Origin of the sequence: Pseudomonas sp. Os17 (assembly GCF_001547895.1) — a bacterium.
Classification (GTDB): domain Bacteria; phylum Pseudomonadota; class Gammaproteobacteria; order Pseudomonadales; family Pseudomonadaceae; genus Aquipseudomonas.
In genome coordinates, this window is record NZ_AP014627.1 from 4,708,126 (window position 1) to 4,732,573 (window position 24,448).

General features: G+C 65.8%; 4 protein-coding genes. All 4 read right to left on the reverse strand.

Annotation, left to right across the window (positions count from 1 at the left end; translation table 11 throughout):
* Nucleotides 1–211: 211 nt before the first annotated feature.
* Nucleotides 212–10,780, reverse strand: coding sequence for a non-ribosomal peptide synthetase (locus POS17_RS20615; protein ID WP_082729919.1), 10,569 nt, complete (start codon nt 10,778–10,780; stop codon nt 212–214).
* Nucleotides 10,780–13,851 carry a non-ribosomal peptide synthetase gene (locus POS17_RS20620; protein WP_060840286.1) on the reverse strand — a complete coding sequence of 1,024 codons (3,072 nt, stop codon included), beginning with the start codon at nt 13,849–13,851 and terminating at the stop codon, nt 10,780–10,782. Before POS17_RS20620 ends, POS17_RS20615 begins: the two co-directional genes overlap by 1 nt.
* A 10-nt stretch (nt 13,852–13,861) precedes the next feature.
* Nucleotides 13,862–14,920 carry a TauD/TfdA family dioxygenase gene (locus POS17_RS20625; protein ID WP_060840287.1) on the reverse strand — a complete coding sequence of 353 codons (1,059 nt, stop codon included), beginning with the start codon at nt 14,918–14,920 and terminating at the stop codon, nt 13,862–13,864.
* 68 nt (nt 14,921–14,988) lie between these two features.
* Entirely contained in the window at nt 14,989–24,285 is a 9,297-nt protein-coding gene (locus POS17_RS20630; RefSeq protein WP_060840288.1) for a non-ribosomal peptide synthetase, read from the reverse strand.
* Nucleotides 24,286–24,448: the final 163 nt, after the last annotated feature.

Consider the following 24,448-nt stretch of genomic DNA (forward strand, 5'->3'; position numbering starts at 1 on the left):
CAAAGTGACTCGCCGTAAGGGCGAAACCGCCATCCGCCGCACCCGCAGCAATGGATATGCCCCCTCCCAACCGCCAGCGGCCAGCCCCGCAGCAATGGACCTGTACTCCAACCCACGCCGCAAAAGCCCAACCACCACCAGATTTCCCCCATCCCAAAAAAACGGGAGAACAGTCACCTGTCCTCCCGCCCATCACACCAATCAACGATACCTAAACCCCTAACAGCACCTCCCGCCTAACCGGCGTCCCGCCCTGCTGCGCCAACGCCAACACCTGCGCCAGCGACCGCACCGCCGAACCATCGGCCAACAGCCAGAGCATCTGCACCAACTGCAAATTCAGCGCCTCTACCGCCGCCTCGCTGAAGGCATTGAGACGATGGTCATAGTGGAACTGCAACTGCCCCTTGAGCTCGACATACAAAGTCAACGCCGAACTGGTCTGCTCGAAGCTGTGCATGCTCTCCAGACGCAAATCACCGACATCCCCACCCGCCGACGCCGCACTGACCGGATAGTTCTCGAACACGATCACCGTGTCGCTCAACTCCCCGCCCGGCAACCCGGCCCAGCGTTCGATATCGCTCAAGGCACTGTAGCCATGCTCACGCATCAGCAGGTTGCGTCCTTGCAGCGCCTGCAGCCAGTCACCCACGCTCTGCTCTGGCTCGATACTGGCCACCAGCGGCACATCGTTGATGTACAGCCCCAACTGCTGCTCGATGCCCTTGAGCTGTGGCGGGCGTCCGGCGATGGTGGCGCCGCAGGCCACCGTCGACTGACCGCAATGCACATGCAGGAGCAACAGCCAGGCCGCCTGCACCAGGGTGTTGGCGGTGATCTTCTGCTGCCGGGCGAAACGGGTCAGTTGCTCGGTCTGGGCCTCGTCGAACTCGAAGTAATGCTGACGATGCCCACCCCGCTGCCGATCGCCCTGGGCCATCGCGCAGGCACTGAGCAAGGTCGGCACCTTCAGTGGCTTGAGCTGTTCACGCCAGAAGCGTTCGTCGGCCTGCTGGTCACGGGCCTGCAGCCAGGCAATGTAGTCATGGTAGCCAGCCGGTCGGTGACTGATGGCCTGCCCGGTGTAGGCCGCCAACACATCGTTGAACAACTGGAACCCGCTCCAGCCGTCCAACAGGATGTGATGGTTGGTACAGATCAGCCGGTAGCGTCCCTCCCCCAGCTTGATCGCCTGCAGACGCAGCAACGGCGCCTGGGACAGGTCGAAGCCCTTGAGCCGGTCAGCCAGGGCCAGACGCTCCAGCGCAGCGCTGCTCAACACAGTGCCGTCGAGCTCCTGGAACGGCACCTCGACCTGCTTTTGGACCACCTGCAGCGGCTGCACCAGGGACCCGCCCCAGACAAAACGGCTGCGCAGGATCTCATGGGTATCCATGGCCTGCTGCCAGGCCTGACGCAGTCGCTGCGGGTCGACGCCTTGCACATCCATGCACATCTGGTTGACGAAATCCCCCGCCTCATGGTCCTGCAACTCATGCTGCAACAAGGCCTGCTGCATCGGCGCCAATGGGTAGATGTCCTCGATCTGCGCCGGCACCAGCGTCAGGGCGTCGAGCTGTTCCTGGGTCAGCCGCGCCAGCGGGAAGTCCGATGGCGTAACGCCGCCGCGGGCCTGGCAGCAATGCTCCACCAGTGCCTGCAGCGCCTGGACATAGTCCTGGGCCAAAGACTCGATCTGCGCACTGTCGAACATGCGCTGACTGAAGCTCCAGTCCAGGCGCAACTGGCCGTCGTACACCTTGCCGCTGATGGACAGCCAGTTGCCCAGGGGCGCATCGATGCTGGCATCCGCGCCATGGGCCTCGGGCGCCGGAATGAATAGCGCCTGAGGATCATCGAAACTGCCGTCGAACTGCCCCAGGTAGTTGAAGGTGACCCGAGGCTGGGCAAGCCCCTGCAACGCCTCGCGACTGGCGGTATCCCCCAGGTAACGCAGGGCACCGTAGCCGATCCCCTTGTTGGGAATGGCCCGCAGCTGTTCCTTGATCCGCTTGATCGAAGACTCGGCGCTATCCCCGGCGCTCAGGCGCACCGGGAACACCGAGGTGAACCAGCCCACGGTGCGGCTCAGGTCCAGGTCCTCGAAGAGTTGCTCACGCCCGTGGCCTTCCAGCTGGATCAGGGTCGAAGGCTGTCCGGTCCACTGCCCCATGACCTGGGCCAGGGCCGCCAGCAACAGGTCGTTGACCTGGGTCCGGTAGGCGGCTGGAGCGCGTTGCAGCAAGCGTTGGGTGGTCGCGGCATCGAGCTGGACCTGCACGCTGCCAGCGTCACGGCTCAAGGCCTGGGTGCCAGGTTCGACCCCAGGCAACGATGCCTGTGCGCCCGCAAGTTGCGCGCGCCAGTAGGCCAGTTCGGCCCGGGCCTCGGGCCCATGGGCATAGGCTTGCAGGCGTCGGCCAAAGGCCTGATAAGAACTGCTCTTGGCAGGCAACTGCAGCGCTTGCCCGGCCAGCGCCTGGGTGTAGGCGCTTTGCAGGTCCTCGAACAACAGGCGCCAGGACACGCCATCCACCACCAGGTGATGGGCCACCAGCAACAAGCGCTGAGTGGAGTCCGCCAGGGTCACCAACAGCGCCCGCAACAAAGGCCCGCGCTGCAGGTCGAGACTGCACTGGACCTTCTCGCAGAGCTGCTCCAGCTCGGCGGCGTTGGCGGCTTCGGCCTGCCACAACAGGTCCGGACCGGGCCCGGACTGATCCAGCGGACCATGGCTGGCACTCCAGCCTGCGCTCCCCTGCTGGAACTGCAGACGCAATCCGTCGTGATGTTCAAGCAAGGCTCGCAAGCCCTGCTTCAGGGCCAGCGGGTTCAAGGGCGTGGCCGGAATCAGCAGCACCGACTGATTGAAATGGTGCCGCTGGGGAATCGGCTCGGCAAAGAACAGACGCTGGATCGGCAGCAGCGGCATGTCGCCGCTCACCGGTCCCTGGTCGATGTCGTCCTGCACCCCGCACTGCGCCACCGCCGCCAGCCCTCCGATGGTCTGTTGCTCGAACAGGTCCTTGGGGGTAAAGCGGATCGAGGCCTGACGCGCTCGACTGACCAACTGCAGGGAGATGATCGAGTCCCCGCCCAGCTCGAAGAAGTTGTCGGTCAGACCGACCTGCGCCAGCTTCAGCACGTCCTGCCAGATCTGTGCGAGGCGCTTCTCCAGATCGCTGCGCGGCGCCACATAGGCGTGGCTGGCCTGGACCATTTCCGGCATGGGCAGCGCCTTGCGATCCAGCTTGCCATTGGGCGACAGCGGCAAGCGTTCGAGAAACAGCCAATAGGACGGCACCATGTAGTCGGGCAGGCAGGCCTTCAACGTCTGGCGCAGGGTTTCACGCAACCTTTCCTGGTCTTGCTCGTCCTCACGCACGGTCGCGGCCGGCACCAGATAAGCCACCAGCCGCCGGCCATGGGCGGTGTCCTGGGCCAGAACCACCGCCTCGCTGACCTGTTCGTGGGCCATCAACCGCGCTTCGATTTCGCCCAGCTCGATGCGGAAGCCACGGATCTTCACCTGGTTGTCGATACGCCCCAGGTACTCGAACACCCCGTCACTGCCCTGGCGCACCACATCCCCGGTGCGATACAGACGTCCCCCCAAGGGGCTGTAGGGATCGGGAACAAAGCGTTCGGCGGTCTGCGCGAAACGCTGCAGATAACCTCGCGCCAAGCCATTGCCGCCGATGTACAGCTCTCCGGCGACCCCCACTGGCAAGGGATTGAGATCGGCATCCAGGACATAGGCGCTGCGCTCGCCGACGCAATGGCCGATGGGCGCATAAGCAGCCTTGCAAGGCTCACCGGCAGCGGTTTTCCACACCAGCGGCGTGACCACGGTTTCGGTGGGCCCGTAACCGTTGATCATGTACTGGGGACGCAACACCTGCTGGACCAGCTCGAAGCTGGCCTGCGGCATGGCATCGCCGCCAAAGCTGTAGAGGCGCATGGGCGGCGGATTGCCGACCCGCTGCACATGTTCCGCCAACTGATGCAGGTACGCCGGAGGAAAACCGGCCATGGTCACGCCATGGCGGCGAATCGCTTCACAGGTCTGCTGCGGGGTCCACAGGCTGTCGTCACGCAGCAGCAGGCTGGCGCCGCAGACAAAGGCGGTCAGCCAGCGTTCATGAGCGCCGTCGAAGGAAAACGACAGGAAGTGCAGTTCACAGTCCTCGGGCGTCATGCCATAGCGTTCGCCGGTGGTGCGACAGTGCATCGCCAGCGGACCATGGGCCACGGTCACGCCCTTGGGCTGACCGGTGGAACCCGAGGTGTAGATCACATAGGCCAGGCTCTCTGGCGCCACTGTTACCGCAGGCGCGGTCAGCGGATGCTGCCCGACCTCCAGGCGCGATAGATCGAGCACCGCCAGACCGGCGGCCGAAGGCAGGCGCTGCAACGACTCGGTGTCACTGAGCAACAGGGCCATGCCGGAATCCGCCATGAGGTAGGCCAGGCGGTCGGCTGGGTAGCTCAGATCCAGCGGCACGAAGGCGCCGCCGGCCTTGAGCACCGCCAGCAAGGCCACCAGCAGCCCCTCGCCCCGGGGCAACGCCACGCCGACCCGGACCTCCTGGCCGACCCCGCGGGCCACCAGTTCATGGGCCAGGCGGTTGGCTCGCTGGTCCAGTTCTGCGTAAGTGAAGCGCTGCCCGGCAAACAGCACCGCCTGACGCTCCGGCCAGCGTTGTGCGAGGGCACCGATGCTCTCGTGTACCGCCGGCTCGATCCCCGGCGCGACGGGCGCTATGCATTGGCTCGCCGTCTCGGCCGGGGTCAGCAGCTCGATGGCGCCCAGTTGCAACTGGGGGTTATCAATCAGTTGCGCCAGCAGGTGTAGCAGATGGCCGTTGAGGCGCTCGATCACCGCCGCGCTGAAGGCCTCCCGGGCATAGCCGTAGCTGATGCTCAGGCGCTGCTCCAGCGCCACCGCCACCGACAACGGATAGTTGGTGCGTTCACGACTGTGCACGGCACCGAAGCGCACGCTGGAAGCCTCCTCCTGCTCCAGGGCCTGGGCCACCGGGTAGTTGTCGAAGACCAGCAGGGTATCGAACAGCGCTTCACCGCTGCTGCCGGCCCAGCGCTGGATATCATTGAGCGGCGTATGTTCGTATTCGCGCAGTTGCAGATTGTGCGCCTGCACCTGTTGCAGCCACTGCGCCACGCTCATCTGCGCATCGGGGGTGGCGATCACCGGCAAGGTATTGATGAACAGACCGATCTGCTGCTCGATCCCCGGCAGCTCCGAAGGACGCCCCGCCACCGTCGCGCCAAAGGCCACGGTGCTCTGTCCGGTATAGCGCTGCAACAGCAGGAGCCAGGCCGCCTGCAACAGGGTGTTGGCGGTGATTTTCTGCTGCCGGGCGAAGGCCACCAGGCGCTCGGTCCACGGCTGGGTCCAATCATGGTGGAGCTCGCCATGGCCGGCATCCGCGCCCGGGTTTTCCAGGGCGATGCTGCCTGCCAGCCGGGTCGGGGTCGACAAACGCCCCAGTTGCTCGCGCCAGAAACTTTCACAGGCGCTCAGATCCTGGCGTTGCAGCCACTGGATGTAGTCGCGATAACGCCCCGGAGCCTGTGGCGGCACCACCCCGGCGTAGCGTTGCAGGACCTCGTTCATCAACTGCGAACTGCTCCAGCCATCCATCAGGATGTGGTGGTTGGTGTAGATCAGCTGGTAGTCCTGGGCCGTGGTCTGCACCAGGCACAGGCGCAACAACGGTGCACGGTCGAAATGCGCACACAGGCTGCGTTCTTCGCCGGCCAGCGCGTCAAGGGCAAGCTCGCTGGCCTGCCCGTCCGACCAGTCGAGCACCCGGAACGGCAGCACCAGCTGACGCTGGACAATCTGCACCGGTTGCTCCAGCTCCGCTTGCCAGTGGAAAGAGGTACGCAGGATGTCGTGGGCCTGCAGGGCATCTTCCCAGGCCCGGCGGAAACGCTGCGGGTCCAGGCCCTGCACCGACACCCGGAGCTGATTGACGTAATCGTCGCTGGCCTGCTCGTAGAGGGTGTGGAACAGCATGCCCTGCTGCATCGGCGACAAGGGGTACAAGTCGGCGATGGTACGTGGGGCCACCGGCAGCGCATCCAGCTGAGCCTGGTTCAACCCGGCCAGGGGGAAGTCCGATGGCGAGACGCCCGCCGAGGTATCCAGGGTGCAATGCTCGATCAGCGCCTGCAGTTCCAGCAGGTAATCATCGGCCAGGCGCTGAACCGTCTGCGGCTTGAACAACTGATGGCTGAAGCTCCAGCTCAGGGACAGTTCGCCCCCATAGACCTGGCTGTTGACCGTCAACCAATTACTCAGTGGCGCCTCGTGGTGACGTTCGTCACCGGCCGCTTCCGGCGCCGGAGCCAAGAGTGACTGCGAGTCGAAGCTCTGGTCGAACTGCCCCAGGTAGTTGAAGGTGATCCTCGGCTGCGCAAGCCCCTGCAGGCGTTCGCGGACCGCGTCCGGCCCCAGGTAACGCAACGCGCCATAACCCAGGCCATTGGCCGGGACCCGACGCAAGTCCTCCTTGACCGCCTTGATCGAATCCGAGAGTGGCTGCGCCGGAGTCAGGCACAGCGGATAGAGACTGGTGAACCAGCCCACCGAACGCGACAGGTCGACATCGGCAAACAGTTCCTCGCGCCCGTGACCTTCCAACTGCACCAGCATCTGCGAATGCCCGGTCCAACGGCAGATCACGCGCGCCAGGGCGGCCAGCAACAGGTCGTTGATCTGTGTGCGATAGGCCTTGGGGGCTTCCTGCAACAGCTGGCTGGTCAGCTCCCGAGGCAGCCGGGCATTGATCGCCGTGCCATGGCACGCCAGGTTCGCCCCGGCGGGATAGTCCAGGGGCAGGCCCTGAGGCGCCTGCTCCAGTTGCCGGCACCAGTAATCCAGTTCGTCGGTGTGCCCAAGGCGCTGCGCCCAGTCTTGCAGGTGCACGGCCCAATCCTGGAAAGCACTGGTCTTGGACGGCAGGACCGGCGCCGCACCCTCGGCCAACTGCCGATAAAGGCTTTGCAGATCCTCCAGTAGAATCCGCCAGGACACGCCGTCCACCACCAGGTGATGGATGACCAGCAGCAAACGCTGGCTGCCATCGCCCAGGTCCATCAGCACCGCGCGCAACAACGGCCCCCGTTCCAGGTCGAGACTGCTCTGGGCTTGTTGTCCCAGTGCCTGAATCGCCTCGGCATCCGCCACCCGCTGCCGCCAGAGGCTGACCGGCTCGGGATGCTCCTGGTGTTCGGCCTGCCAGAGGCCGGCGTGCTGCCGGTACCTCAGGCGCAACGCATCGTGCTGCACCAGCAGTTGGTTCAGGGCGCGCTCCAGCAGCGGCACCTGCAGCGGCTCGCGTGGGGTCAGCAACAGCGACTGGTTCCAGTGTTGGCGCTGGGGAATGTCGCTGGCAAAAAATACCTGCTGGATCGGCGTCAGCGGCATCGGGCCACGCACCGGCCCCTGATCGATGAACAAGGCAGTGCCTTGCTTGGCCACCGCTGCCAGCTCAAGAATGCTCTGGCTGCGGAACACGTCCCGGGAGGAAATCTGCAAGCCCGCCTGGCGTGCGCGGCTGACCATCTGGATGGCAATGATCGAGTCGCCACCGAGTTCGAAGAAGTTGTCGTTGATACCGATTCGCGGCTGGTTCAAGACCTCCTGCCAGATATCCACCAGTGTCTGTTGCACGGGGTTCTGTGCCGCACGGTAGAGGTCCTGCGGACGGCCCTGCTCAGGGCGCGGCAAAGCCTGGCGATCCAGCTTGCCGTTGGGGCTCAGGGGCAGCGCCGGCAGCAACAGCAGATGGCTGGGCACCTGATGGGCCGACAGGTGCGCGTTCATGTGCTGCTTGAGCCCTTCCTTGCACTGATCCGGGTCGAGCCCGGACTGGCACACCAGATAGGCCACCAACTGCTTGCCCTGGGGTCCATCCAGGGCCAGTACCGCACACTCGCGCACCCAGGGATGACTGTGCAGGCAGGCCTGGATTTCTCCCGGCTCGACCCGGAAGCCACGAATCTTGATCTGCTGGTCGATGCGCCCGCAGAACTCGATGCTGCCGTCGCGGCGGTAGCGCACCTGATCGCCAGTGCGGTACAGGCGGGCGCCGCCCTGCGGGTCGAAAGGATCGGGGATGAAGCTGGCAGCGGTCAGCTCAGGGCGCCGATGGTAATCACGGGCCAGTCCGGCACCGGCCAGATACAGTTCGCCCAGGCTGCCGACGGCGGCCGGCTGGCCTTCGCTGTCCAGCACATAGGCGCGGACATTGGCCAGTGGCCGGCCCAAGGGAATCGACGCAGCCTGGGACCAGTCGCCCTCCACGGCCTGGGTCAGGGCGCCCACGGTGCTTTCGGTCGGCCCGTAGTGGTTGACGATCCGGCACTGCGGCGCCAGGCGCTGGATGCGCTCAACCAGGCTCACCGGGCAGGCTTCGCCACCCAGCACCAGGCACTGACGTGGCAGCACCGCGCCATTGTCCTCACCCAACAGCGCCGCCAGGTGCGAGGGGACAATTTTCAGCACATCGATCTGTTGCTGTTGCAGGTACTGGCCCAGGCCCGCACCGTCCACCGCCAGATCGGCGCTGATCACATGCAGCGCCTGGCCGCCGCACAGGGCACCGAACAGCACCGTGTGCCCAAGGTCCGCCGCCGGCGTGGACACCAGCGCCATGCTGCGGGCCGACGCCAGCGGCAGACGCTGATGAATGGCCGCCACGTAGTTGGCCAGGGCGCCGTGGCTGATGGTCACGCCCTTGGCCCGACCCGTTGAGCCGGACGTGAAGATCACGTACGCCAAGTGTCCGGGAGCCGTCAGGGGTTCGAGGTTGTCGGCACTCAGGGCCTGGCGTGCCGGCGAATCCTCGAGGGGCTCGATACAGAGCCCGGGCAGATCGGCAAAACGCCCGATCAGCTGCTGTTGGGCCAGCAACTGGGTAATCCCGCTGTCCTCGATCATGCCGTTGAGGCGTTCCTGCGGGTATTCGGGGTCCAGAGGCACGTAGGCGCCGCCGGCCTTGAGCACCGCCAGCAGGCCCACGATCATCTCGATCGAGCGTTGCGCGGCAATGCCCACCAGCACATCCGGCCCCACGCCGCACTCGCGCAGCTGACGCGCCAGACGGTTGGCCTGCGCATTGAGCTGTTGATACGTCAGTTGCTGCCCGGCGCAGACCACGGCCAGCGCATCGGGGCTGCGCACTGCATGCGCCTCGACACAGGCCGGTACCGACAGGGGTGGACGCTCAAAGGCGCTGCCGAGGTTCCACTGCTCCAGTATCTGCGTGCGCTCTGCCGCATCGAGCATCGGCAGTTCGCCCAGGCGACGCTGCGGTTCGCGCACCACCGCCTGCAACAGGTTGTGCCAATGCCGGGCCATCTGCTCGATGGTCTGCGGGTCGAACAGGTCGCTGGCGTAGACCAGCGCTCCCTGCAGGCGCCCGCCTTCTTCATGGGTGTTGAAGGTCAGGTCGAAGCGCACGGATTCGCTGTCGCTGGCCAGGGCCTCGATCTTCAGCCCGGGAATCTCCACCCGCGCGCCTTCGTTGTCCCCCGCCAGGTGGTTGTAGAGCACCTGGAACAAGGGGCTCTGGTTCAAGCTGCGTTCAGGCTGCAGGGCATCGACCAGTTGCTCGAACGGCAAGTCCTGATGCGCCTGGGCCTCCAGCACCCGGGTCTTGACCTGGGCCAGCAAGGCACTGAATGACTGCTGCGGGTCGATCTCGGCCTGCAGCACCTGGGTGTTGACGAAGAAGCCGATCAGCCCCTCGACTTCGGCCCGCGTGCGGTTGGCCACCGGCGTGCCCACGCGAATGCTGCGGGCACCGCTGTAGCGCTGCAGCAGCACCTGCAGGGACGCCAGCAGCACCATGAACAGGGTGCAGCCGGTACTCGCGGCCAGTTCGCGCACACCGCGGTCCAGGTCCTGATCGAAGACCATGGCGTGGCGCCCGCCCCGGGCACTGCGCAGCGGCGGGCGCGGCCGGTCCAGAGGCAGTTCCAGGGTCAAGGGTTCGCTGCCCAGGCGCTCGCGCCAGTACTGCAACTGCCGCTCGGCTTCACCGGCTTCCAGCCACAGGCGCTGCCAAACGGCGAAGTCGGCGTACTGCACTGCCAGCGGCGCCAGGTCCGGCGCGCGCTGGTATTGGCGCCAGTGCACATAGGCGCTGGTCACCTCGCCCACCAGGATCGGCAGCGACCAGGCATCACTGATGATGTGATGGGTACAGAACAGCAGCACATGTTCCTGGGGCCCGAGCTTGATCAGGGTCGCCCGCAACAGCAGATCGTGCTCCAGGTCGAAGGGGCGTTCGCCCTGCTCCGCCACCTGTTCGGCCACCTGCGGGCCGGACTCCTCAAGGTGGCTGTAATCCAGGCGCTGCAGAAGGAATTCACGCTGGGGATGAATCACCTGCATCACTTGCTGGCCGTGCAGGCTGAAGGTGCTGCGCAGCACTTCATGGCGGTCGATCAGGTACTGGATACTGCGTTGCAGATCGGCGTCCTGCAGGTCGCCCTGCAAGCGCAGCACCGCCAATTGGTTGTAGGCGCTGGAGGTGGGCTCCAGTTGCCAGAGAAACCACAGGCGCTGCTGGGCATAGGACGCGCACATCAGCGTCTGGTCCTGGCTGCGCCCAGGGATCGGCAACAGGTCCAGGGACAGCCCCTGCTCGATCATCTTGCGCTGCAAGGCGCTACGCTCCTGGGGGCTGAACGCGGCGAACCGCTTGGACAGCGCCAGCATGCGCTCGGGTAACGGATTCATCACTCCTGGGCCTCCGCAAACAGGGCTTCCAAGGCATCGACCTTGTCCCCTGTCACCCCGGAATCACGATGCAGCTCGACCTGTCGGGCCAGCAGCTCCACCGTTTCGCCCTCGAAGAACACCCGCAGCGGCAAGGACAGGTTGAGCTCGCTTTGCACCTTGGAGCGAATGCGCGTGGCCAGCAGCGAGTGGCCGCCCAGGGCAAAGAAGTTGTCATGCACACCGACCCGCTCCAGTTGCAGCGCCTCTTGCCAGATGGCGGCCAGGGTGGCCTCCAGCTCGTTGCGCGGCGCCACATAGGCGCTGCCTTGCAGCTCCAGAGCGCTCAGGGCGTTACGGTCCAGCTTGCCGTTGGGGGTCAGGGGGAAACGCTCCAGGACACTGAGGAACGACGGCACCATGTACTCGGGCAACTGCTCGCGCATCTGGGCCAGCAGGGCCTGCTCCTGGGCCTCGCGGTCGTCGACCTGGGCCAGCACCACATACGCCACCAACTGTTTGCCGGCCGCCGTGTCACGGGCCACGACAGCGGCTTCGCGCACATTGGCAGCTTGCCCGAGCAGGCTTTCGATCTCGCCCAGCTCAATGCGAAAGCCTCGGATCTTCAGTTGGAAGTCAATCCGACCGAGGTAGTCGAGCGTGCCCTGGGGCAAGCTGCTGACCCGGTCCCCGGTGCGATACAGGCGCGCGCCGGGGGTGCTGGCGAACGGGTCCGGGAGGAAGCGACTGGCGGTCAGGGCCGGACGCTTGAGGTAGCCACGGGCCAGGCCCGGACCTCCGATGAACAGCTCGCCCTCGCGACCGATACCGGCCAGTCCGGCTTCTTCATCCAGCACCCGCAGTCGCGTACCGGCGATAGCGCCACCGATGGCCACCCGCTCATCCACAGGCGACTGCTCCACGGCGAAAGCCGAACACCAGACCGCACTTTCCGAAGGGCCGTATTCATTCACCAGCAAGGTCTCGGGCAGCCGTTCCCGGTGCCGCAGGGCCAGCTCCACCGGACAGGCTTCGCCGGCCACGATCACACAGCGCAGTGACGGCTGCTGCAGGGCTTCGAGGATTTGCGCATAGAACGATGGCAGGGCCAGAAAGTGGGAAATCCGCTGCGCGTCGATGAGCTCGGCGACCTGCTGCGGGTCCTTGTGCTGTTCTTCGCTGGGCAGGTACAAGGTCGCGCCCTGGCTCAGGGTCCAGAAGATCCCCGCCACGGAGCTGTCGAAGGAGAACGAGGACAGCATCAGGAAACGTTCCAGGGGCGCCTGGTAGAACGCGCCGCGGGCCAGGGTCGAGGTGCTGGCATTGGCGTGGGACACCATCACGCCCTTGGGTTTGCCGGTGGAGCCCGAGGTGTAGATGACATACGCCAGGTTGTCGCCCGTGCTGCGGCTGGGCAGCGCTTGGGCGTTGCCGCTCAACCGTTGAGGGTCCAGGCTGATCTGGGGCAGGTCGGCCGGCAGGACAATGTCCGGATGCAGGGGTTGCAGGCTGATCAGGCAGCGCACCGCTGCGTCCTCGAGCATGAAGGACAGGCGCTCGCTGGGATAGGCCGGGTCCAGCGGCAGGTAGGCGCCACCGGCCTTGAGAATCCCCAGCAGGGCCACCACGATCTCGATGGAACGCGCCCCATAGACCCCGACGATGGCGTCGCTGTCGACCCCTTGCTGGCGCAAGCTGTGGGCCAGCTGATTGGCCTGACGGTCGAGCTCGGCGTAAGTGATTTCCCGGCCATCGACATGGATCGCGGCACGCTCGGGAAAGGCCCGGGCGGCCTCTTCGAACAGCTGGTGCAGCAGCGGTGCATCGGCGGCGCTCAGGTCCGCGCTGCGATCGAAATCCTGCAACAGGCGCTGCGCCTGATCAGCGCTGACCAACGGCAATTGCTCAAGGGTCAGGCTGCTGTCCGCGGCGGCCGCTTTGAGCCACTGGGCGAACTGTTCGAGCCAGGCGGCAGGCAGGCCGTCGGGCAGCAGACGGGGCTGCCAGCTCAGTTGCAGCGACAGCTGGTCGGCCTCGGCCCGGGCCTGCAGGTGCAGCTTCTCGAAGTACGCCCGATCGAGGAGCAGCTCCTGCACCTCGGCGCCTTCGCTGTAGGAGCAACCCAGGTCCAGGGGACGGGGCTGCTCGGCGCCGAACGCTTCCAGCTCGTTCAGGCAATCCTGCCAAGAGCGGCTCAGGTCCAGCTGATGACGGAACGCCTGCAGGTTGTCCTGCAAGGTGGCTTGGGGCTGCAACGTGACGGCCACGGGCAGGCGCCGGCTGAAATGACCCAGGGTCTGCTGCAATTGGTCGCTGCGACCGTCCACGGTCAGCGCCACCAACAGCGAGTCCTGCTGGCTCAGCCCGGCGAGGAAACCGGCCCAGAGGAACAGCAGGCTGTCCTCGACACTCAGCTCGGCCGCACTGGCCAATTGGCGCAATGCCGGTGCCAGATCGGTGTCCAGGCGGCATTCCTGCAACTGCGGCGCAAAGTCCAGGCGGCGCTCGAACGGCAGGCGCACGCCCGGCTGCTGTCCGGCATACAGAGTGCGCCAGAACTGCAGGCCTTCGCGACCGATCGCCTCCTCCCCCAGCTCGCTCTGCCAGGCGGCGTAATCGGCGTACTGCAGGCTGTCGAACGCTGGCAACTGCCGTCCCGCACACAGTTGCTGCAGTTCGGTCATCAGCAATGCCAGAGACTGGCGGTCACAGCTGGCCAGGGTCACGCTGATCAGCAACTGACGATCCAGCAGCGAGGCCACCAGGGGCACTTCGGCCAGGGCCAGGCGATCCTCGGCACGGGCCTGTTGCAGGCTGCGTCCCGCTTCCAGCGACAGGCGCAGGCGCACCTGGGGGGTGATTTCCTGCACCGGTTGCTTGAAGCCGGGCACCTGCCGGTAGCGGGTGCGCAGGATTTCGTGGCGCTGGCACACCTCGTTCAGTGCGGCCTCCAGCACAGCACGCTCGGGCGGCGTGTCGAAGGACAGGAGCGCCTGCGCCGCCAGCGGCTGGCCCAGGTACTGCTGCTGGGAAAGAATCGCGGCCTGCTGGGCCGAAATCTGAAACGTCTCTGCTTGGGAAAAGTCGGTCATGCTGATGTCCTTAACCAATGGCCACGTCGGTGCTTTTCAGCGGGACGGCCATGGCTGTGAGTATTTTGCGCGGGCCTGAATATTCGTTGCGGGCGTGCAGGGTGAGGATGTTGTCGAGCATCACGACGTCGCCCTTCTCCCAGGGAAACTCCACCATCACCTCGCGATAGAGCTGTTGCAGATGGGTGATGTAGTCATCGGGGATCGGGCTGCCATCGCCAAAGAAGGTGTTTTGCGGCAGGTCCTCGGGCGCGAACTCCGCCAGCAGGCTGTCGCGGATGCTCTCTGGCAGGGTCAGGGCATTGAAGAACGTCGCATGGTTGAACCACACGCTCTCGCCGGTACGCGGATGCCGGACCATGGCCGGGCCCTGTTGCCGGGTGCGCAGGCGGTTGCCGGATTTCCACTCCGGGGTCACGCCGATCTTCGCGCAATAGGCCTCGACCTCGGCGCGGTTGTCGGTCTGGAACACGGTCTGCCAGGGCAGCCCCATGCCGTCGCCATAGTTGCGCACATAGAGCACGCGCTTGCGCTGGAACTCTTCGCGCACCTGTGGATCGATCCGCGCCAGCAAATGCCGGGTGTCGCCAAATGGCGTCTCGCCGCCGGTGGTCGACGGCACGTCGCAGTAGAAATACAGGTGCAGCGGAAACACCGGGGAATAGGAGTGCTCGTTGTGGGGAAAGATCTTTTCCACGGCCGGGTAGTCGGTGGAGCTGTAGACGTTGAGTTTCTTGGTGATCTGGGTCCGCGGCGAGGCCCGGAACAGGTACTCCAGGGCACCACCGGAAATCGAATCGACGCACTGGTTGAATTCGTTGATGTCCTGCACCGCGAAGCCGCGGAACAACAACGTTGCGTGCCGGTCGAGCTTTTCCTGGAGCAGCTCGCGGTTTTCCCCGGCCCACTGCGCCAGCCCCACGCCAGGAACGTTCGGCGTACACAGCAGGGGAATCGAGCTGTTCTCGAACAGCGGCGTGAACGTCACCAGGCTGGATTGGTCCAGGCTCAAGCTCTTGCGCCGTCCCTTGCCCAATGCCGGTATGGCTTGAGACTCGAATTTCGACATGACCCACCTCCGATTCGCGGTATCAGGCGCGGCGATCGCACGCGCCTGCATGATTGTTCAATATGGCTTCACTCGACCGGCACCCGTCCTGGACGGCGCCGCTGAATCGGGTGCTGTTGCTTGAGCAGGGCCTGGCGCTGTTGCAACTGGTCTCGCTCGCGCAGGTATTGGATATCCCGTGCCTGGTTCAGCAACGCCGCCAACGGCGCCTGGGTATCGACCACCATCAGCTCGAACACCACCTGCAACTGCTCGAACAGGCACGCCATGTCCGCGGCGGTGTAGAGCCCGGCATCGCACTTCAGGCCGAGGTAGATGCCCTGGGGCGCATTGACGAACTCGGCCACTAGGTCCAGCTCCGCGGCAGCCCTGCCGGCAGCCACCGGCTGCACGTCCAGGCCGTCGATCGACAAGGGCTGATCAAGGCTTTCCTGATAGATGAACTTGATGCTGAACAACGGTGAACGACCGGCGCGCCGGACCACCCGCAGCGCCTCCACCAGGCGCTCGAAAGGCAGGTCCTGGTGATCCGAAGCACCGATGACCGTGCTCCGTGTCACCTGCAGCAAGTCGCTGACGCACTGTTGTTCCTCGACACTTATCTGCAACACCAGTTGGTTAACGAAGAAGCCCACCAGATCTTCAACGCCGGCGTGATTGCGGTTAGCGATATCGGTCCCCAGACGCACCCGCGAACTGTCGCTGCGCTGCCCCACCACCAGGGCAAAACCTGCCAGCAGCAGCATGTACAAGGTCACCCCCTGGGCACTGGCAAAGGCGCGCAGCGCCTGGCTCTGAGCCGCCGAAAAATGGAACTCGTGGAGATCGCACAAGGGTGACGGCGCCTGCCCTGGCTGCACCGTGGCACTGGCGGGCAAGCGCGTGAGGTGATGGTCATCGCCCAGGACATCACGCCAGTAATCGAGCTGACGCTGCAGTTCACCACCTTCGAGCCATTGCCGCTGCCAGACAGCGAAGTCCACGTAATGCAGGGCCGGCTCCGGCAACGGGCTGGCTGTGGCGGTCCGATGGGCGTGATACAGGCTTACGAACTCGGTCGGCAAAATGCCGAACGACCAATGGTCGGCGACGATGTGGTGCAGGGTCATGAGCAGCAGGTGCCGTTGCGGCTCCAGCCGCAGCAGGCGTACACGCATCGGCGGACCGGCGATCAGGTCGAAGGGCTCCGCGGCCTGTTGCTGCAACTGCTGCTGGGCCATGGTCTCGCGCTCGGCCAGTGGCAAGGCGCACAGGTCATCGAACACGAACGACAGCGGCAGGTGGCGATGGACGTGCTGCCAGCTCTCGCCTTCGACCTCGCTGTAGGTGGTACGCAATACCGAATGCCGCTGCATCAGCGATTCGAAGGCTTGCCGCACCGCCTCGATGTCCAGCTCGCCACGCAACTCCAGGGCCCGGGCGATGTTGTACATCGAGCTCTGCGGCTCCAACTGCCAGAGGAACCACAAGCGCTGCTGGGCAAAGGACAACGGCTGTGGCCGCGAGTCATCCACCCGGCACAAGGCCGGGGCCGCCTCCGGAGCCTCAGTGGCGCCCAGGGCGGCGACAAAGGCCTGCAGGTCGGGCGCATCGAACAGGGTCCGCAGCGCGGCCTGCAAGCCCAGCTCATGCCGCACCCGGCTGATGACCTGGGTGGCCAGCAACGAGTGCCCGCCCAGGGCGAAGAAGTTGTCCTGCAGGCCGACCCGCTCGACTTCGAGCACGCTCTGCCAGATCGCCGCCACCTGCTGCTGCAGTTTGCTGTGCGGGGCCACATAGGCTTGTTGCAAGGCACTCAAGTCGGGCTTGGGCAAGGCCTTGCGGTCCAGCTTGCCGTTCGGGTTGAGGGGCAGGCGCGGCAACAGCAGCACGTGGCTGGGCAACATGTAATCCGGCAGCGTTTCCTTGAGCCCGGCCTTGATCAGCGCGCAACGCTCAGCCTGTGCCTGAGCATCGCCCAGGCCGTCGTCGGTATCCCCAGGCAACGCAGAGGGCACCACATAGGCCACCAGTTGCATGCCGTTGTTGGCCGGCACGGCCAGCACCACCGCCTCACGCACATCTGGCCGAGCCGACAGGCGCGCCTCGATTTCCCCCAGTTCGATGCGGAAGCCGCGGATCTTCACCTGATGATCGATGCGGCCGATGTACTCGATCGCCCCTTGCGGGTTGTAACGCGCCAGGTCGCCACTGCGATACAGCCGGGCGCCGGGCTGACCGGCAAAGGGGTCGGGAATGAAGCGCTCGGCGGTCAGTCCCGGCCGGTCAAAATACCCCTGGGCCAGGCTCGACGCAGAACCGATGCACAGCTCTCCGGTGCCGCCTTCGGGCAGCAGATTGAGGTCGCCGTCGATGATCCGCAGGGCGCGGCCGATGATCGGCTGGCCGATCGGGATGCCGTAGACCTCGCTGGCATCCTGCTCCCGGCAGTCGTGGACACTGGAGACCACGGTGGCCTCGGTCGGGCCGTAGGTATTGAGCAGGCGTACCCCCCCAAGCCCGGCGGCGTGCCACAGGCGCAAGCCCTCCACCGACATCGCCTCGCCGCCGACATGCACCTGGCGCAGGCGCCCCAGGCTGCGGATACCGTCGGCCATGCACTGCTTGGCCAGCAAGTGCCAGTAAGCCGCCGGCAGGTCGGCCAGGGTCACGCCCTGGCTGACGATCACCGCCGCCAGTTGCTCGACGGCCCAGGGCTCGTCGCCGCGCATCACCAGGGCCGCGCCGAGGCAAAGGGCTGGGTAACACTGCTCGACGAAACCGTCGAAGCTGAAGGTGGCGAATTGCAGCACCTTGTCGGTGGCGGTGAGCGCCGAATAATCCGCCGCCGCTTCGCAGAACGCCGACAAGGCCCGGTGATCGATGGCCACGCCCTTGGGGACCCCGGTGGAGCCCGAGGTGTAGATCACATAGGCCAGGTCTTGCGGGCAGGCGCGGTTCTGCGGATCAGCGCTGGAGCAATGGCTCAAGCGTTGCGCCAGGCTCGGCAGATCCCAATGCAGCACGCTGTCGGGCAGCAGCGGCGCGGCCCAGATGCCGGTGTCGCTGAGCAGCAGGCTCAGGCGGCTGTCGGCAATCATGAACGCCAGACGCTCTTGCGGGTATTGCGGGTCCAGGGGCACATAGGCCGCGCCACTCTTGAGCACCGCCAGCAGGCTGACGATCAGTTGCGGGCCGCGCTTGAGTGCCAGGCCGACCCGATCCCCCGGGCCAATCCCCTGGGCTTGCAGACAATGGGCCAGGCGGTTGGCCTGGGCGTTCAACTGGCCATAGTCCAGTTGCTCGCCATCGACCACCAGCGCCAGCGCCTCGGGCGTGGCCGCCGCCTGCGCGGCGATCCGCTGGTGCACCAGCGGCGCCTGGGCGGGCACCACCTCGGCCAGCTGGCTGTGCTGCAGCAAGTCCTGGCGCGCCTGTTCGCTCAACAACTGCAAGCCCCCCAGGGCCGCGTCGGGATCGGCCATGAACTGCAGCAGCAAATGCCGCAACTGGGCACAGAAGCCCTGGACCTGATCGGCACTGAAACGACTGCGGTCATAGCTGAAGTCCAGGCTCAGGTGCTCGCCCAACTCGATGCCCAGGGTCAGCGGATAGCTGGTCTGCTCGTGGTTGGCCAGGCCGGAGAACTGCAGCCCGGCCGGAGCCCCCTCCTTGAGGGCCTGGGCCACGGGGAAGTTCTCGAACACCAGCAGGCTGTCGAACAAGGGGGCGCCCTGGTGCCCGGCCCAACCCTGGATCTCGTAGAGCGGCACGTGCTCGTGTTCGCGCAGGCCCAGATTGAGCGCCTGCATCTGCTCCAGCCATTGCCCCACGCTGCACTGCGAACGTGGCTGGCAAATGATCGGCAAGGTATTGATGAACAGCCCCAACTGCTGCTCGATACCCGGCAGCGGCGCCGAACGCCCCGCCACGGTGGCACCGAAGATCACGCACTGCTGCGCGCAATAACGCTGCAGCAACAGCGCCCAGGCGGCTTGCAGCACGGTGTTGAGGGTGACCTTCTGCTGCCGGGCAAAGCTGCCCAGGCGTTGTGTCAGCGCCTGGTCGACCCCTTCCAGGTGCTGCCCATGGCCGCTGCCCGACACCGGCTTGCGCACCCCGTCGGCGAGCAAGGTCGGCGAGTCCATGGCGTGCAGGCGCTCGCTCCAGAACTGTTGTGCAGCCGGGCCCGACTGCTGCTGCAACCAGCCCAGGTAGTCGCGATAGCGGCCTTGGGGCGCCGGCAAGCGAGCGCCGCCGTACAACTGGATCACTTCGGCCAGCAGGCTGGCATTGCTCCAGCCATCGAGCAGCAGGTGGTGGCAGGTGTAGATCAGGTGCCAGTGGTTGTCGGCGATGGGCACCAGCAGCAGGCGCAGCAAGGGCGCCCGATCCAGCTCGAACCCCCGGGAACGCTCTTGCGCGGCCAGTAGATCGAGATCCGCCGGGGCCGATGCCAGTACCTGCAACGGCACCTTGACCCGGTTCCTGACCAACTGATGGGCGCTGTCCAACCCTTCCCAGTGCACGCTGCTGCGCAGGATCGGGTGGCGATCCAAGGCACTCTGCCAGGCATCGGCAAAGCGCTGGGGATCAAGGCCGTGGATGTCCAGGCGCAACTGGTTGATGTAGGCCTGTTCCTGGGGCTCGTAGAGGGTATGGAACAGCATGCCCTGCTGCATCGGCGTCAGCGGATACAGGTCCTCGATGGCAGCCGCCAGCACCGGCAGCGCGTCGAGCTGTTGCTGGGAGATCCGTGCCAGCGGGAAGTCCGAAGGCGTAGCTTGGGCCTGATCCAGCCCACAGCAGTGCTCGATCAGCAGGCGCAGCTCGGCGAGGTAGTCATCGGCCAGCCGCTGGATGCTGGAGTCGCTGAACATTTCCTCGCTGTAGCCCCACTGCAACGCCAGTTCGCCGCCATAGACCTGGCCTTCCAGGGTCAGCCAGTTGGCCAGGGGGGCCTGTGGGTCCTGAGCCTGCCCGCTGCTCTGGCTGGCCGGCGTCCACAACGCCTGCTCATCGAATTGGCGATCGAACTGGCCCAGGTAGTTGAAGGTGATCCGTGGCTGCGGCAATGCCGCCAGCGCCTGACGCTGGGCCGGGCTGCCCAGGTAGCGCAGCAAGCCGTAGCCCAGCCCCTTGCCGGGGATCGCGCGCAGTTGCTCCTTGATCCCCTTGATTGCAGCCCCAGCTTGCTCGGCCGGCTGCAGGCGCACCGGGTACAGGCTGGTGAACCAGCCCAGGGTGCGGGTCAGGTCCAGATCGTCGAACAGGTCCTCGCGACCATGCCCTTCCAACTGGATCAGGGCCGAAGCCTGCCCGGTCCAGCGGCACAGTACGCGAGCCAGGGCGGTCAACAGCAGGTCGTTGACCTGGGTGCGATAGGCGCTCACAGCCTGTTGCAGCAGTTTGCGGGTCAGCCCCACATCCAGTCGCGACTCGATCTTGCGGCCATGACGGTTCTGCAGGCCGCCCGCTGGGTTGTCACAGGGCAAGTCGTCGGCTCCGCTCTGCTGCGCCAGCCAGTACGGCAGTTCGGTCTCGCGCTGCGGCGCATGCTCCCGCAAGCGCCGGGCCCAGGCCTGATAGGCACTGGTCTTGGGTGGCAGTTGCACCGCCTGAGCCTCCGCCAACTGCCGGTAGGCCTGTTGCAGGTCCTCCAGCAGCACCCGCCAGGACACCCCATCCACCACCAGGTGGTGGATCACCAGCAACAGTTGCTGGCGACCCGACTCGTGCTCCACCAGGACCGCGCGTACCAGGGGGCCGGCTTGCAGGTCCAGGCTGCGCTGGGCCTCGTCGCACACTGCCGCCAGGGCTTGGTCATGCTCGACCCGGCACTGCCACAGGTCGAAGTGGCTGGCAGGCTCGGCATAGGCCTGCTGCCAACCCTGCTGCGTGCCGACAAAGCGCAGGCGCAAGGCATCGTGATGATTGACCACCTGCAACAACGCCACCTGCAACAGCGCTGGCTGCAAGGGCTGGCGCGGGTCCAGCAGCAACGACTGGTTCCAGTGCCCCGGTCGAGGCACCTCCTGAGACAGGAACCAGTGCTGTACCGGGGTCAACGGCACCTCACCGGTCACTGGTCCCTGGTCGATCTGCGGCTGATCGTCGAGGACCGCGACCTGGGCCAGGCTGCGCACGCTCTGGTACTGGAACAGGTCCCGGGGCGCCAGACGGACCCCGGCCTGACGGGCGCGACTGACCACCTGGATCGAGATGATCGAATCACCGCCAAGCTCGAAAAAGTTATCGTCCAGGCCTACCTGAGCGAGCCCCAGCACATCGCACCAGATGCCCGCCAGGGCCTTCTGCATGGCGTTCTCCGGGGCCACATAGGCCAGTTGCGGCGCCGTCTCGGGCAGCGGCAAGGCCTTGCGGTCGAGCTTGCCGTTGGCGGTCACCGGCAAGCGATCCAGGGCCAGCAGGTGATGGGGCACCATGTACTCCGGCAGGCTGCTGGCCAGCCAGGCCTTGAGTTCGTCGGTCCACCCCTGGGCCTGGGCGCCCTCTTGCAACACCAGATACGCCACCAGGTGCTTGGCGTTCTGCACCAGCACCACGGCCTCGCGCACGCTCGGGTGCTGCATCAGCCGGGCTTCGATTTCACCCAGCTCGATACGCAGGCCCCGCAGCTTGACCTGATGATCCAGGCGCCCCAGGTACTCGATCACGCCATCGGCGCGCTGGCGCACCCGGTCGCCAGTGCGATACAGCCGCGCCCCCTGGTGGAACGGGCAAGGTACAAAGCGCTCGGCGGTCAGGGCCGGGCGCCGGTGGTAGCTGCGCGCCAGGCCGCTGCCGCCCAGGTAGAGTTCGCCGGCGACTCCGGCCGGCACCGGTTGCAACTGAGCATCCAGCACATGGGTGCGCAGGTTGGCGATCGGCCGGCCGATCGGCACGCTGCTCGCGCCTTCGTCGACACAGGTCCAGTGGGTGACATCGATTGCGGCTTCGGTCGGGCCGTACAGGTTGTACAGGGCCGCACCGGGCAGTCGGGCAAAGACCTGCTGCTGGGCTTCCAGGGGCAGGGCCTCGCCACTGCAGACAATGCGCGTGAGGCTGCTGCAGGCCGATACCCCACTGTCATGGATAAAGGCCTGGAGCATCGACGGCACAAAGTGCAGGGTGCTGATCCGCTGTTCGGTAATGATGCGGATCAGTTGCGCCGGTTCCCGGTGGGCGCCCGGGGCCGCCACCACCAGCCGCGCGCCGGTCATCAGCGGCCAGAAAAACTCCCAGACCGAGACGTCGAAGCTGAACGGGGTTTTCTGCAGCACCGCATCACTGGCGTCCAGGCCGTAGGCCTGCTGCATCCAGTACAGGCGGTTGACCAGCGCCGCGTGGCTGTTGCCTGCGCCCTTGGGCTTGCCGGTGGAACCCGAGGTGTAGATCACATAGGCCAGGTTCAGCGGGTCGACCAGCGTCTCCAGCGGGCCGCTGTCATAAGCCAGCAGCGCGTCCTGATCCTGGTCCAGGACGATGACCTTGAGCGCCTGCGCATCGGCTTGGAAATCCAGCAGCGGCAGCAGCGAACGCTGGCTCAGCAAGAGGCGGATGCCGCTGTCCTCGATCATGTAGGCCAAGCGGTCCCGGGGGTATTCCGGGTCCAGGGGCACGTAGGCGCCACCGGCCTTGTGGATCGCCAGCAGGCCCACGACCATTTCGATGGAGCGTTCGATGCAGATGCCCACCAGCACATCCGCCGCCACACCCTGCTCACGCAGCAAGCGGGCCAGGCGGTTGGCTCGGGCATCCAGTTCGGCGTAGCTCAGTTGCTGCTCGCCGAACACCAAGGCGCAGGCGTCGGGGGTACGCCGGACCTGAGCTTCGATCAGTTGCGGCATGCTCAACCCGGTGGGGTAAGCCTGCGCCGTGGCGTTCCAGTCGTGCACCAGGGTCTGCTGCTCACGGGCATCGAGCAGCGGCAACTCGCCTATGCGCTGCTCGGCATCCCCCAGCATGGCCTGCAGCAGGCCGAGCCAGTGGCGCGCCATGCGGGCAATGGTGGCGGCCTCGAACAGATCGTCGGCGTAGGTCAGGGCGGCGTGCAGCGTGCCGGACTTCTCGTAGGTGTCCAGGGTCAGGTCGAACTGGGTGGTGCGGCTCTGCCACTGCACCAGGCCCAGCTCCAGGCCGGACGCGGTCTGCACCGTGCTGATATCCGCCACTTGCGGCTGGTGGTTGTACATCACCTGGAACAGCGGCGTGTGGCTCAGGTTGCGCTCCAGCTTGAGCGCCTCGACCAGTTGCTCGAACGGCAGGTCCTGGTGGGCCTGGGCCCCCAGCGCTGCATCCTTGACCGCCTGCAGCAGCTCGCCGACCCGGGTCTGGCCGGTAAGCCGGGTGCGCAGTACTTGAGTGTTGACGAAGAAACCGATCAGCCCTTCGACTTCGGCGCGATTGCGGTTGGCGATGGGCACGCCGACGCGGATATCGCCCTGGCCGGTGTAGCGGTGCAGCAGCACATTGAAGGCGCCGAGCAACAGCATGAACAGGGTGACGTTGTGCTGCCTGGCCAGGGTCCGCAACTGTTCGGCCAGCTCCGGCGCCACGGCAAAGTCATAGCGGGTGCCGCGGTAACTGGGCACGGCCGGCCGCGGATGATCGGTGGGCAGTTCCAGCACCGGGTGCTCGTCGCCCAACTGCGCCTGCCAGTACTCCAACTGCCGCGCCTGCTCCCCCGCTTCCAGCCAGCGGCGCTGCCACAGGGCGTAGTCGCTGTACTGGATTGGCAGAGGCGGCAGTTGCGGCGCCTCGCCCCGCTCGAAGGCGTCGTAGCAGCGGATGAACTCGTCGATCAGCACGTTCATCGACCAGCCGTCGGAGACGATGTGGTGCAGGGTCAGCAGCAACACATGCTCCTGCTCATCGAGTTGCAGCAGCTTGACCCGCAGCAGCGGACCGCGGTCCAGGTCGAACGGCAGCAGCGACTGGCGCTGGGCCTCGGCCGCCACCGCCCGCTCGCGGCCGGGGGCGTCGATGGCGCTCAGATCGAGAAACTCCACCGACAGCGAGCCCGTCGCCGGCGCCTGCTCCAGGCGGTCGTCGGCATGGCGCTTGAACACCGTGCGCAGGGTTTCGTGGCGCGCCACCAGGGCGGCGAACGCCTGCTCCAGCGCCTGGCGATCCAGCGCTCCGTTCAGGCGCACCGCCCCCGGCAGGTTGTAGGCGCCGCTCTGCGGGTCCAACTGCCAGAGAAACCACATGCGCCGCTGGGCGTAGGACAGTTCCTGACGGTCCTCGACGGCCACCTCGGCCGGAATTGGAAACAACGAAAAGTCGATGTTTTCCGCTCGCAGGCTATCGAGGAATAACCGGCGCTTCTCCAGCGGCAGCTCGATAAACCGGCGTGCGAGTTTCAGGGACTTTTCAGCGTTCATCGGGGGTTCATCCGTACATGTTGGGTATCGAGCAATGGCTCGGCTATCCCTACGAAACGGATGGCCCAGGAGAAAAATTAACCCCGCCCAGCGCGGACGCAGGGGCATCGCCACGGTAAATTGCGCAGGCCGCGGCTCGTCAAATCAGGACCTTCTCCTGAAC

Coding starts and splice junctions, on each gene's coding strand:
- POS17_RS20615 (WP_082729919.1), bottom strand. CDS start 10,780: ATGAATCCGTTACCCGAGCGCATGCTGGCGCTGTCCAAGCGGTTCGCC.
- POS17_RS20620 (WP_060840286.1), bottom strand. CDS start 13,851: ATGACCGACTTTTCCCAAGCAGAGACGTTTCAGATTTCGGCCCAGCAG.
- POS17_RS20625 (WP_060840287.1), bottom strand. CDS start 14,920: ATGTCGAAATTCGAGTCTCAAGCCATACCGGCATTGGGCAAGGGACGG.
- POS17_RS20630 (WP_060840288.1), bottom strand. CDS start 24,285: ATGAACGCTGAAAAGTCCCTGAAACTCGCACGCCGGTTTATCGAGCTG.